The organism is Laceyella sediminis, from assembly GCF_003003125.1.
GTDB classification, from domain to species: Bacteria; Bacillota; Bacilli; order Thermoactinomycetales; family Thermoactinomycetaceae; genus Laceyella; species Laceyella tengchongensis.
The window spans coordinates 23,872-36,424 of the sequence record NZ_PVTZ01000019.1 but is presented as its reverse complement, the minus strand read 5'-3'; the positions used below and the strand labels follow the sequence as shown (position 1 = coordinate 36,424).

General features: G+C 49.9%; 13 protein-coding genes, 1 rRNA gene and 1 other RNA gene. 3 read left to right on the top strand and 12 right to left on the bottom strand.

Translation table 11 applies throughout. From position 1 onward, the window contains the following. The 10 genes from CLV36_RS16135 to CLV36_RS16090 form a co-directional block, all read right to left on the bottom strand. Positions 1-85: ribosomal RNA gene (locus CLV36_RS16135) — 16S ribosomal RNA — on the bottom strand; the annotation flags it as partial. A gap of 180 nt (positions 86-265) precedes the next feature. Next, entirely contained in the window at positions 266-538 is a 273-nt protein-coding gene (locus CLV36_RS16130) for a pro-sigmaK processing inhibitor BofA family protein (protein ID WP_106343339.1), read from the bottom strand. A 54-nt stretch (positions 539-592) separates the two neighbouring features. Continuing rightward, positions 593-1,573 carry a CPBP family intramembrane glutamic endopeptidase gene (locus tag CLV36_RS16125; protein ID WP_245888396.1) on the bottom strand — a complete coding sequence of 327 codons (981 nt, stop codon included), beginning with the start codon at positions 1,571-1,573 and terminating at the stop codon, positions 593-595. Between the two features lie 98 nt (positions 1,574-1,671). Then, a complete protein-coding gene (recR, locus tag CLV36_RS16120) occupies positions 1,672-2,268 on the bottom strand; it encodes a recombination mediator RecR (protein WP_022735706.1) in 597 nt (198 codons plus the stop codon). A 22-nt stretch (positions 2,269-2,290) separates the two neighbouring features. Further along, a complete protein-coding gene (locus CLV36_RS16115) occupies positions 2,291-2,602 on the bottom strand; it encodes a YbaB/EbfC family nucleoid-associated protein (RefSeq protein WP_029071695.1) in 312 nt (103 codons plus the stop codon). Between the two features lie 22 nt (positions 2,603-2,624). Next, positions 2,625-4,319, bottom strand: a complete 1,695-nt coding sequence (gene dnaX, locus CLV36_RS16110; protein WP_106343341.1) for a DNA polymerase III subunit gamma/tau — start codon at positions 4,317-4,319, stop codon at positions 2,625-2,627. Between the two features lie 208 nt (positions 4,320-4,527). After that, complete coding sequence (locus CLV36_RS16105) at positions 4,528-5,661, bottom strand: two-component system sensor histidine kinase NtrB (RefSeq protein ID WP_106343337.1); 1,134 nt, start codon at positions 5,659-5,661, stop codon at positions 4,528-4,530. A 394-nt stretch (positions 5,662-6,055) separates the two neighbouring features. Beyond that, an RNA gene (gene ffs / locus CLV36_RS16100) (signal recognition particle sRNA large type) lies at positions 6,056-6,322 on the bottom strand. 182 nt (positions 6,323-6,504) lie between these two features. Then, on the bottom strand, positions 6,505-6,792 hold the full coding sequence (locus CLV36_RS16095; protein ID WP_022735712.1) for a hypothetical protein: 288 nt from the start codon (positions 6,790-6,792) through the stop codon (positions 6,505-6,507). A gap of 128 nt (positions 6,793-6,920) precedes the next feature. Further along, positions 6,921-8,228 carry an ArsB/NhaD family transporter gene (locus CLV36_RS16090; RefSeq protein ID WP_022735713.1) on the bottom strand — a complete coding sequence of 436 codons (1,308 nt, stop codon included), beginning with the start codon at positions 8,226-8,228 and terminating at the stop codon, positions 6,921-6,923. A 268-nt stretch (positions 8,229-8,496) separates the two neighbouring features. Between CLV36_RS16090 and CLV36_RS17945 the strand changes: the two genes are divergently transcribed. Next, a complete protein-coding gene (locus CLV36_RS17945; protein ID WP_259436099.1) occupies positions 8,497-8,631 on the top strand; it encodes a hypothetical protein in 135 nt (44 codons plus the stop codon). Between the two features lie 21 nt (positions 8,632-8,652). Here the strand turns inward: CLV36_RS17945 and CLV36_RS16085 are convergent, their stop codons facing one another. Both CLV36_RS16085 and CLV36_RS16080 read right to left on the bottom strand, forming a co-directional pair. Beyond that, the gene (locus CLV36_RS16085) at positions 8,653-9,300 is read right to left on the bottom strand and encodes a hypothetical protein (RefSeq protein WP_106343336.1); all 648 of its coding nucleotides are present in this window, start codon (positions 9,298-9,300) and stop codon (positions 8,653-8,655) included. 39 nt (positions 9,301-9,339) lie between these two features. Beyond that, positions 9,340-10,026: an HD domain-containing protein gene (locus CLV36_RS16080; protein ID WP_022735715.1), complete on the bottom strand. Its 687-nt coding sequence runs from the start codon at positions 10,024-10,026 to the stop codon at positions 9,340-9,342. A 528-nt stretch (positions 10,027-10,554) separates the two neighbouring features. On the opposite strand from CLV36_RS16080, the gene thrC reads away from it, so the two are divergent. Further along, positions 10,555-11,622 carry a threonine synthase gene (gene thrC, locus CLV36_RS16075; RefSeq protein WP_106343335.1) on the top strand — a complete coding sequence of 356 codons (1,068 nt, stop codon included), beginning with the start codon at positions 10,555-10,557 and terminating at the stop codon, positions 11,620-11,622. After that, the gene (gene thrB / locus CLV36_RS16070; RefSeq protein WP_022735717.1) at positions 11,619-12,539 is read left to right on the top strand and encodes a homoserine kinase; all 921 of its coding nucleotides are present in this window, start codon (positions 11,619-11,621) and stop codon (positions 12,537-12,539) included. The genes thrC and thrB overlap by 4 nt, the downstream gene beginning before the upstream one ends. The last annotated feature ends 14 nt before the right edge of the window (positions 12,540-12,553 follow it).

The following is a 12,553-nucleotide window of genomic DNA, read 5'->3' as shown; positions in this document are numbered from 1 at the left end:
TAGGGTCCGAAGACCCCCGCACGACTTGCATGTATTAGGCATGCCGCCAGCGTTCATCCTGAGCCAGGATCAAACTCTCCGTTAAAGGTTTCACACCAACATGTGAAACTGAGGTTTGAGTCTATGCTCAATGAATTGACAGGTCACGTTGTCACTCTTTAGTTTTCAAGGAACGCTACTTTACATTGTTGTGCCGCCGTTCGTGGCGACAAATATGATACTAACATCATTTCAAACATGAGTCAACACTTTTTTTCAATTTTATTTAAGCTACAAAAAACAATTTAACCGCCAACAAATACAAAACCCCTGGCGCTCCTAGCATTCCCGCCACAATGGCCGTTACCGGATTAATAGGAATGTGGAAATGAACGTACTGTCCAACCAAGTTGATTAAAAACAACACCAATCCCCCAATGGCCGAATATAAAAAGCCCTGCCATATCCAGTACAAAGGCTGAGTGACCGAGCGGTTAATCACCATGAACACCACCACGGCCCCAACCAACGCAAATACCCACCACTTGATTTCCATCATTCTCTTCCCTCCTTTTAAATGGACAAGCTACAATTCCAATCTATGCCCCAATCTTCAAAAATATCCCCAGCTTATGCTACCTGATATATCAACCCAGGTTGCAACAGCATTGTTGAGGCAGTGAAACATGATCGGCGCCCACAAGGTTTTTGTCCACACTCTGAGCCAACCCATGACCACACCCAACAAAAACAACGCCGGAAATAGTGGTACATCAATGTGGAACAGTGCAAACAACATCGCCGACGCCCCCACTCCCGCAACTGCACCGACATGTTTGGTCAGCCATCCCTGCAAATACCCGCGAAACAGGATTTCCTCCGCGATCGGCCCGATAAACCCGATCGTTATCCACTGCAAAAGCAGTAAGACGGGATGAGATTGACCCGCCTGTTCTATGCCACGGCTGATGCTCTCTTCACGCCACGAGGACAGTTCCAATGAGCAGAGATCAGCAAACCATTCTGTCAAATGGCGGTCAACCACCAACACAAAAAACAGATACAATCCGACAATGACCAACGGAACCTTTACCCAAAAGGCGGCATCCACGGAGACACAATCGATCTGTCGCCATTTACCCCGTAATAAAAATATTGATACCAAACATATCCACATGAATGGAAAATACGATGCCAACAATGACAAAGCTTCCGTCTCCCCCTGTTCGGGCAACAAAACAAGCAACAGGGGCAAGGCGATCTGAAAGGTTTGCACCCACGCCGTAAAATAAACAATATCCCTCGCTTCAAGCTCTGATCCCAGCAACCTCCGCTCTTGGGAAAAACGAAGCAAACAGCCGCACAACACAAACACCATGCTCCCAGCCATCAAAATGATCCCCCACACCGCAAGCACCGCCATCTGCCCGGCGGAAAGATTTTCCACCGGTGCAATCAACCACGTACCGTGCGGCGTCCGCTGCCAATCCAGCAATGAAAATTCAAGAGGAACCATGAGAAAAAACGCAGCGCATAACAGCCAGGCCGCTCCTTGACGAAGTTGGTTTAATCGCCTCCAACCCGGTCTTATCATCTCACTCAATCACTATTCACCCGCTTTTTAACAAAATAAGAGCGACCCCCTTTTTTTGAAAAAGAGTGTCGCTCTACTATATGCACCGGCTTGTCAGATTAAACCTCACGCCGTCCTTCCAAAGCTTTAGTCAGAGTCACTTCATCTGCATACTCCAAATCGCCGCCAACCGGCAACCCATGCGCGATTCGCGTCACTTTCAAACCAAACGGCTTAATCAGTCGCGATAAGTACATGGCCGTGGCTTCCCCCTCGATATTGGGGTTGGTCGCCAAGATCAATTCCTGCACGTTGTCATCTTCCAAGCGCTTCAACAACTCAGGAATTTTCAATTCTTCGGGCCCGATTCCCTCAATCGGGGAAATCGCTCCATGCAACACATGGTACATCCCGTTGAACTCACGCGTGCGTTCCATCGCCATCAAATCTTTGGTGTCCTGAACCACGCAAATGACCGACCGATCCCGCTGTTTATCCGAACATATATAGCATGGGTCATGATCAGTAATATTTCCGCATACCGAACAAGTATGCAGATCGCGTTTGGCCCGAACCAAGGCTTTGGCCAAATCCAGCACATCGTCCTCTTCCATCGTCAATACGTAAAACGCCAATCTTTGCGCCGTTTTGGGACCAATCCCCGGCAACCGCATGAATCCTTCGATCAGTTTTGATATCGGTTCAGGCACATACAACGTTCGCCACCCCTAGCTTTTACTAAAACAGTCCGGGAATGTTCATTCCACCAGTAAACTTACCCAGGTCTTTCGCCAACAACTCGTCGGCTTGCTTCATCGCATCATTAAAAGCGGCCGTAATAAGATCTTGCAACATTTCCACGTCATCGGGATCAACCACTTCCGGCGCGATTTCAATCCCCCGCAACTGTTTGTGCCCGTTCATGGTCACTTTGACCACACCGCCGCCTGCAGTGCCGGTAACTTCTTTATGCTCCAGTTCCTGTTGCGCTTTGGCCATTTCCTGTTGCATTTTTTTTACTTGTTTCATCATTTGATTCATGTTTCGCATCATAAGGATTGTTCCTCCCACACTAGTTTTGGTCAATCACCTTTACCAATCGCTCACCAAACAAGTCGATGGCCTTCTTAATAATATCATCTTCTCCGCCGGATTCCGCAGGTTCATTCGGCTGTGTTTCCCGTTGTTTGCCATGGCGGGCCACAAATTCCTGCCATTCCGGCATCATGATGGTTTTCAACCGCATTGGCGTACCCAACACTTGCGCCATTACCTGCTGAATCAAATCTTTGTGCTTATTTTCCACCGTCTCGCAATGGATCTTGCTACGGAAAGCCAACACAACCGTGTCTTTTGTCGCCCCTACTACTTCGCCGTCAACCAGCCAGGCATGCACCATGATCTTCTCTTCTTTGACCCGGTACAACACTTCCGGCCAAGCGCGCTTGATTTCTTTCAGTTTCTCAGAAGACAGCAAAGTGACCCACTGTTCGGTCAGAGCAGTCAACCGCGGTTGGTTTTTGGCCGCGGCAGCCGGTTTCGGATGTGCTGCCGGAGCTGGCGTTGCCCGTTCAACGGGTGCGGGGGGAGCCGTTTGCAACGTGCGCAAGGCTTGCTCCAACTCACGAATCCGCTCTTCCAATTGGGCAAGTGGAGCCGAAGCAGCCGCTTTCTGCTCCTGCCTACCCGTATCGCTGAGGCGAAGCATCGCCATTTCCAGCACAACCCGGGGATGGGCGACCCATTTCATCTGCTGCTGGTAATGGAGCAACAAATCCAACATCTGCGTCAAACGGTCTATGGACAATTGTTGGCCCAAACGGGGAAGCAAATCACTGTATCCCAGGCTTGATTTGACAACATCCAACTGTGGTGCCGTTTTAAACAGCATGACATCCCGAACGGCCTGAATGAAATCCTGAATCAGCTTCTCCGGCTCCATCCCGCCCGTGACGGCTTCATCCAACGCCTTCAGCGCTTCCGAAACGGAGCCGTCTACCACTGCTTGGAGCATGCGCAACATGATTTCTTTGGAAACCGCTCCGGTCACAGCCAAGACAGCTTGTTCGTCCAGCCGGTCTTCAGCAAAAGCCAGGGCCTGATCCAATAAGCTCAAGGCATCGCGCATGCCGCCGTCCGCCGCTCGCGCCACTGCGTACAGGGCTGTGTCGTCATAGGACACTCCCATCGACTCACAGATTACTTTCATATGGGCGACAATCAGCTCAAAAGAAATGCGGCGGAAAGAGAAACGCTGGCAACGGGAAATGATCGTCGGAGGGAGTTTGTGCGGTTCCGTCGTAGCTAAAATGAAAATGACGTGCGCTGGAGGTTCTTCCAATGTCTTCAACAAGGCATTGAACGCCTCTGTCGTCAACATATGAACCTCGTCGATGATGTACACCTTGTAACGAACTTCCGTTGGGGCATATTTCACTTTATCCCGCAATTCGCGGATTTCTTCCACTCCACGGTTGGAAGCGGCGTCGATCTCCACCACGTCCATCATCGCGCCCTCGGTGATCCGCTTGCACGCCTCGCACTCATTGCACGGTTCAGGTGCTGGGCCGTGCACACAGTTAACCGCTTTAGCCAAAATCCTAGCGGCACTGGTCTTCCCTGTCCCCCGTGGGCCATTGAAGAGGTAAGCATGCGAAAGATGCTTTTCCTTCAAAGCGTTTTTCAGCGTTTTTGTCACATGTTCTTGCCCAACCAAGTCTTCAAAACGTTGCGATCTCCATACCCGATATAATGCCCGATAGGACACACCCAACACTCCAGCCTTCCCCATGTGGGGCAAAATCTGATGATCCTTTTTATCATACTACACCGATTCTCTTTTTTCCAAAAGACAAGGCATCTTCGGAAAAACAAAAACCCACCGTCAAGTGGGTTCAGTCATCAACCGTAACAGCAGGATAGGAAGGGGTCACCTAGCTCGCCAGCATTGGTTGTGTTTCTGACAGAGCCATAGATCAAGCCAGAGGCAAATAAACGCACATCGTCGTGCCTGTCTCGCTGGAATCCGGCTCGATCGTCCCGCCCAACTCCATCAGGATTTGCCTGCAAATGGGCAGCCCCAACCCCGTGCCATTCTCTTTCGTGGTAAAAAAAGGCTCAAATATCTTCTCTTGCACCTCTTCGGGAATCCCCGACCCTGAATCGATGATCTCCACACGCAATTGCCGTTCCTCTGCCATCGTGGCCAAACGGATGCTTAGCTTTCCACCCCGTTTCATCGCTTCGATGGCGTTTTTGCTCAAATTAAGAAAAACCTGCTTTAGCATCTCTCCGTCAGCGATGACGACAGGAAGAGCAGAGACGCTTTTTTCAAAAGAAACATCTATATTATGCAATAAGGCCTCATTTTTAATGATGGGCAATATCTCTCTCAAGACTTTGATCACATTCACAGCCCGCAAATCCGTTTGGCGGGGTTTGCTCAAGAGCAGGATCTCACCGACGAGATTGCTGATCCGCCCAATCTCTTTCAACATGATATCGATATAGCCGCATTCTTTGCCTTGGCCGCTATCTTTTAACTTATGCCGGATCACTTGCAGGAATCCTTTAATGGCGGTCAAGGGATTGCGGATCTCGTGAGCCGTACCGGCCGCGATTTGCCCAATGGTGGCCAAACGGCTGTTGCGCCGAACTTGCAATTCCAACAAACGGAGTGCGGTCACATCTTCAATCACCAGCATATAGCCAGCCAACCGTTGCTCATAATCTTTGAGCGCTTGCATGCGCAACGTAAAATACCGCTCCTCCCCTTCATCATGCCACACCCAGTCCATCTCCTGTCCGTCCCAGGCTGAGTACACGAATGAAGTCAATTGCTCCTTTTCTTGTGACTGCAAGCCCAACTGGGCAACCAATTCCTCAAATGACCGATAAACCACCCGCGCCCGATCCAATCTCAACAGCTTGGCGGCCGCAGGATTGAGTTCCAACACTTGGCTGCATTCATCTAGCACAATCACCCCAAGATGAATGTTCGCCATCATCTGGGCGGCCATGCGCTCAACCGTTATCATCGGATAAAAAGTAAGGTACTGGCAAGATGGATCAGCATGGTCTGTTAAAGATTTCATGTTCATATTAATCATAATCGCACCGCCACATCGTCGCTTCCCTTCTTCTCTTGAACTTCTTCCTACGTGAACACGGTTCTCTCGAAAGATTTCGCCTCGGACCAGCTACTTAGCATGGTCGCCGCCGATCCCAACGGATGCGCAACGTTCCGACAAGGGAAGGTTCCCCGCTCTCCATGAAAATCAGAAAAACAGGACGAGCCCCGATCGGCACGAGTCACCTCCATTTGGCTGACACTTTTCATGTCGGAACTTTTTGTCTAAATTGTGATATTTTTTAATTCGCCATTTTCCACTTTCTTCCTTCAAAAAAATCAGTCTTTTTTGCCTTTTGCCGAAGATAGGAGTGGAAAGCGCAAAAAAGCCCAAGCTCCAAAATGGAACTTGGACTTATCGTCATCTTATGTAGCCGCGCACCTATCCTTGACGCACCTAGCCCGAGCGGGCACTGGATCATCAGCTCAAACCAGGCACCCCTACGGCACACGAGGATTCTCCCTTAGTGCTGCTTCCGTCAGGACCTGACACGGTTCGGAAGGCCTCGTTGCGTAGGACCCAATTATCAACACTGATCATCCAGACCAGACCTCGCACAAGATGCGCCTCAGATAGGAATTCAACCCCGTTAAGGCGGATTACGGGTTACAGGGCACCGCCAGCTCCCCATCTAGCGCGGTGTTTCTATCATAACACAAGGTACCTTGCCATCGCAACGGGTGGATATATTTTACTGAAATACGATGAATATATAATCCAAGTATATAGAATCAATCTTGATTGCACTATTTTTCTTTGCAATCACTATTAGAACGTTCTGATGCATCAAGTTGGTGGGTTGAAGTGACGAAAAACCCTTTTTTAACCCCGGATGCTAATCCACTTGGTGGCCAATCGGATTGCCTCGAACTGGATCGCTTGATCGCTGTTCGAAAGCGTGAGACCTTCTCGGTCGACACACGGCTGGCATGCCCATCGTTCTTTTTCTGACGCGGCCACAATCCGGATCTCCCACGGCTTCACATTTTTATTGCAAAATTCGCAACGAGCTTGCGTATTTTCCGCATACTCTTCCATATCGAGTCGCCCTTTAAATTGAGCATGGTACTGCTTGGCCTGTTCCCGAACACGTGCTTTGCGCTCTTCCATTGTTCTTATCCTCCCTTGAGCCGCCGAAGGACTGTGCCGGCGCCGAATTTTCCTGTATTCGTGCATTTTACCACAACTTGCCCAGGTACGGGATTTCCGTTTGCGAACGAATTAAAACCGGTTTTGGCTTATTGAAAATGGATCAGGTAACGCAAATAGATATACAGATGCGAAATGGCCAAGGAAAGCAACATGATCGGCATACCCATTTTCATAAACTGCCAGAAGCTGAAACCGTGTTTTTCCCTAGCGGCAAGGCCCGCCACCACCACGTTGGCGGAAGCGCCGATAATCGTTCCGTTCCCACCAAGGCAAGCACCCAGGGACAAAGACCACCACAAGGCGTCAGCTTGCGGACCGTCGATGGCAAATCCAAGACCTGCAATCATATCTTGTATAAGCGGAATCATCGTCGCCACAAAAGGAATGTTGTCAACAAAAGCGGAAGCAATGCCAGATACCCATAAAATCAACACCGAGGCAACCGACACATCTCCGCCAGTCACTCGCAAGAGTTCGGTAGCCAATAACTTGATCACGCCCACTTCTTGCAAGCTTCCCACCAGCACAAACAATCCAGCGAAGAAGAAGATGGTGGGCCATTCCACGTATTCAAACACCTTTTCTACATCTTCATCTTTCACACTGATCAGCAACAACAACGTGGCACCAGTCATAGCCACCACAGCCGCCTCGATGTGAATGACCGAGTGAAGCACAAACCCCAAAATGGTTAAGACCAGCACGATCAGGGATTTGGTCAACAACTTCTGATCCGTGATGTAAGCCTTCTCATCCAATTTCATCAACTCAGTCACCATCGCTTGATCCACCTTCATCCGGCGACGGTAAATCAAATACACCAGCAACAGCACAACCGTCAAAATCACAACCACAATCGGCCCCAAGTTCAACAGAAAGTCGTTGAAGGTCAGATGCTTGTTGGCAGAGCCGATAATGATGTTGGGCGGGTCGCCGATCAACGTAGCAGTGCCCCCGATATTGGACGCAACCGCTTCCATGATCAAAAAGGGAATCGCATCCACTTTCAGCATGCGGGTGATGGAGAATGTCACCGGAACAATCAACAGCACGGTGGTCACATTGTCCAAAAAGGCTGACAATAGCGCCGTAAGTGCCGACAACATAATCATGATGCGTACCGGATTGCCTCCAGACAGCTTAGCGGTTTTCACGGCGAGATATTGGAATATCCCCGTTTTATTGATAATCCCCACTAAGATCATCATCCCGATCAAAAGGATGATCGTCTCCCAGTCGATGTACTCGTGAAACGCTTTTTCCGTGTCCAAGATCCCCAACACAATGACGGCAGAAGCACCAAGCAAGGCCACAACAGCCCGATTCAATTTTTCAGTGATAATAAAGGCATAAACAATTAAAAAGACCGTAACCGCTATCACCGCTGGGCTCATATCGTTTCTCTCCCCCTCTTGTTCATACTAATAGGGAGCCCAGGCCGAAGGGCTCCCTATTAGTATGGTTTCATTTCTTTTCCTATTATACTAGGACAGCCTAACGCCGTAAATTATCACCGTTCACTGGTAGCGTAATATCCGTTAAAATGCATTCATACGCCGCCTGCTTCTTTTCGCTTATTTTTAAATATTCTCCTCTTCTCTCACCCTACTGATCACCTATAATAGAAGTGTATCAAATTCCAACGATGAAGGAGCCGACAAGATGAGCTTATTTGAACCGTTCGATGTTGAAATTGAAGTGGATGAGAACGAGTTGGAAATTGAAATCGGCGGTGTCGAAGTGGAGTTGGAACTAAACGAAGACGGCCTCGAGCTCGAAGTAGAATTTGATGATTAAGGACAAAAAACGGCTTGGTTTTTATGAACCAGGCTGTTTTTTTGTCATCTGTTCAATCTCCTCGACCACTTCTGCAAAGGATCGGCCCGTTATCTCATCCTTGATCTGCACCTCTTCTTTTAACGTCACACGGGTGCCATCTGAAAGCTCTACAGTGGACTGGTTGTTTCTGCCGATCATAAGCTTTGCCGCTCCCTGCTCATCCCGTGCAATCAAAAATGGTTGAAAAGCCGGTAAGTAAGTTCCATCAGCATCGCGCTGGGACAAAAACAATACCATCGATTCGCCAGTCTTGGGTGCGATGTACTTCGGCCTTTTCAGCGCCACCTCCACTTTTTCCCCATCCACGCTCAATGTTTCGACATGCCGATAAGGCACGCGCACATGAATGTTATCCGGCGCATCTCCCTTCAATGTATCCCGTACCGCAAACGAAAATACTTTGGTCTCCATGGAAGAACCAGTCGATGGCCGCTCCACCTCGCCTTGATGCACTGCTACCACGATCAGGGCGGCATCCTGAGTCATCTGTTTCAGAGTTTGTGCTACAACCGGTTCCGCCATGATAGTAATTCCCCGCTTCGAGGGACGCAACGCTTCATTCCCCCACCACAGCAACAGCCCGACAGCGCAAATGCCTACACTCCAAAACAAAACCGCTTTTTTCAAGGTGATCCCTCCCGATCGGCCGACGTGCGGCCCGTTTCATCAAACCAAGCCTGATCCTTCGCTCTTCGGCTGAATGAAAGACACTCCGCATTCCTGTTGTAATTCCTCCAAAAACCGTTCCATAAACACATGGCGCTCCTCAGCCAACTTTCTTCCCGTTTCCGTATTCATCCGGTCTTTCAACAGCAGGAGTTTCTCATAAAAATGGTTGACTGACGTGCTTTGAGCCTGTTTGTATTCCGCGAACGAGGCATGGAGTGTCGGCTGGATCGCCGGATCATATAGGGGTTGTCCCTTGTACCCCCCATAAGCGAAAGCGCGGGCGATCCCAATAGCCCCAATGGCATCCAACCGATCCGCGTCTTGGACAACCATGCCCTCTTTGGTTTTCATCACCGTTTGAACATGAGCACCTTTAAAAGAGAGATCAGCGATGATCTGCGAAACGTGCCTTACCACTTCCTCATCCACACCTAATCCAGCCAGCCATTCCTCAGCCATACGGGGCCCCACGGTTTCATCTCCACCGTGAAACTTGTGGTCAGCGATATCATGCAACAGTGCCGCCAACTGAACCACCAACATGTCCGCCTGTTCCGCCTTTCCCAACTGGATCGCATTTTTCCACACCCGTTCAATATGAAACCAATCATGGCTTCCCTCTTGTTTCCGCAGTGTTTCCTTCACATAGTCAACCGTTTTTTCAATGATTGCTTCCGACTCCATCTTCCCTGCCCCCCAGCCGAAGGTTTTGTTCTTTAAAGAATAAATTCATCCACAAACAGCATAACTTTATCCCCAGCTCAATCAACATATCCACATACTTATCCACATTATCCACAATATATTGTGCCCAGTTTACACCCTAATGTGGAATCACTCACTAAACCATCCCTATTTTCCCAGTAAAAACCCTAATTCTGCCTGTTCATTCACTAAGTCTTTATTCCATTTCTATTTCGCATACTTCTAATTACTAACAGATGTTTATCCCTTTCCTCATATGATTCCTTTCAACAGGTCTAAGTTGCACTCCTTCCCCGCTTATTTGTGTCACGTTCCCAAACATAAAAAGCCGCTTATCCTATCCCCAAACGCAACAACAACACAACAAATCTTTATCAAAAAACATCTTGAAGAAGTATTCAAGCAAAGGTAAAATGTTCGCAATGAATGAACATATGTATTTTCGAGAAGAACATTGTCACATCGCCCATGTCAACCAGATCACAATCTAAAAAGGGGATCGATGCAATGAGACAAGGAATCTTGGAAAAATACCGTCCGTTTTTGCCAGTCACAGAGCAGACGCCCGCTTTGACTTTATATGAAGGGGAAACCCCGCTTTATCACGCGGCCCGACTCTCCCAGGAACTCGGTGTTCAACTGTACCTTAAATTTGAAGGGGCCAACCCCACCGGTTCGTTTAAAGACCGCGGCATGGTTCTGGCCATCGCCAAGGCCAAAGAAGAAGGGAGCGAGGCAGTCATGTGCGCCTCTACCGGCAACACATCCGCCTCGGCCGCTGCCTATGCCGCCAAGTTGGGGCTTGACTGTTACGTTGTGGTTCCCCATCAACATATTGCCTTAGGGAAACTATCCCAAGCGGTCATGTACGGAGCCAAAGTGTTGGCGATGGAAGGAAATTTTGATCAGGCGCTGGCGCTGGTGCGCGAAATTACTGATGAATATCCCATCACCTTGGTGAATTCCATCAACTCTTATCGAATCGAAGGGCAAAAAACGGCCGCTTTTGAAGTGTGCGACCAACTGGGACAAGCCCCGGACATCTTGGCCATCCCGGTTGGCAACGCCGGCAACATCACCGCATACTGGAAAGGCTTTAACGAATACTCCCAAGCACGTCGCATCCAACATCTGCCTAACATGTGGGGCTTTGAAGCCGAAGGTTCCGCCGCGATCGTGCGTGGAGAGCCGATTGAAAATCCGGAAACCATCGCTACCGCCATCCGCATCGGCAATCCCGCCAGCTGGCAAACAGCCGTGGCCGCCGCGACGGAATCCAAAGGATTGATCGGCAGTGTGACAGATGAGGAAATCTTGGCCGCCTACCGCATGATCGCCCGCATGGAGGGAGTGTTTTGTGAACCGGCTTCCGCCGCCTCCGTTGCCGGAGTGATCAAACAGCACCGTCAAGGCTGCTTGCCCGCTGGATCTACCGTTGTGTGCGTCTTGACCGGAAATGGCTTGAAAGATCCTACTACCGCCTTGGAATCGCTCGATGTCAAACCGGAAGTCATCCCCTGTAGCAAAGAAGCGATTCTTCAGCATGTCGTCATGGAGAGGGGTCTTACGCGATGATGTCGTTCGCCCCTTTTGAAGTATCTGTTCCTTGTAGCACCGCCAATCTAGGCCCCGGGTTCGACTCAATCGGATTGGCGTTTAATCGTTATCTGCGTTTGCGTTTTTCGCCTTCCACCCACTTACACATTCGTGTCATCTCCGGAGCGGGAAAGGATATTCCTCTGGATGAGAACAACCTGATCGTCAACGTAATGAAACAGGCATTTGCGGAAGCCCAGACAGTCCTTCCCCCCTTTACATTGGAGATCGAAAATGAAATCCCGTTGGCTCGGGGGCTGGGCAGTAGCGCGGCAGCTATCGTCGGCGCATATCTGGCCGCCAACCGAATGTTGGGTGAAAAGTGGTCCAAACAGGAGTTGTTGCAACGCGCCACACGATGGGAAGGGCATCCCGACAATGTGGGGGCCTCCCTTTACGGCGGAATGGTGGTCGGCACATGGGACGAAGAACAGGCTCACATCCTCCCTTGCCCTCCCCCTGATTTGCCGTTTTTAGCCGTCATCCCGCAACAAACGCTCTTCACCGAACAGGCTCGCCGCGTGTTGCCTAAGTCCTATTCCAAAGAAGATGCCATTCTATCAAGTAGCCGGGCCAATCTGCTGGTAGCCGCCTTGTTGCAAAAACGATGGGAATTCCTTTCCGTAGCGATGGATGATTTGTTTCATCAGCCTTATCGGCTTCCGCTCGTGCCTGGATTGCAAGAAGCGATTGCAGAAGCACGGCATCATGGGGCGTATGGCGTGGCCTTGAGCGGTGCCGGGCCAACACTCTTGGCCGCCTGCGAAAACGTCCAACAAGCAGCATCCTACTTTCGGCGCTTATATGAAAAGCTGGGCATCGCGATCGACCTCGTCGAGCTGTCTCCGTGCCTTGCCGGTGCCCAGGCGCGGCAACTTGATCAAGCACCTTTTTAACCACATAGCGGCGT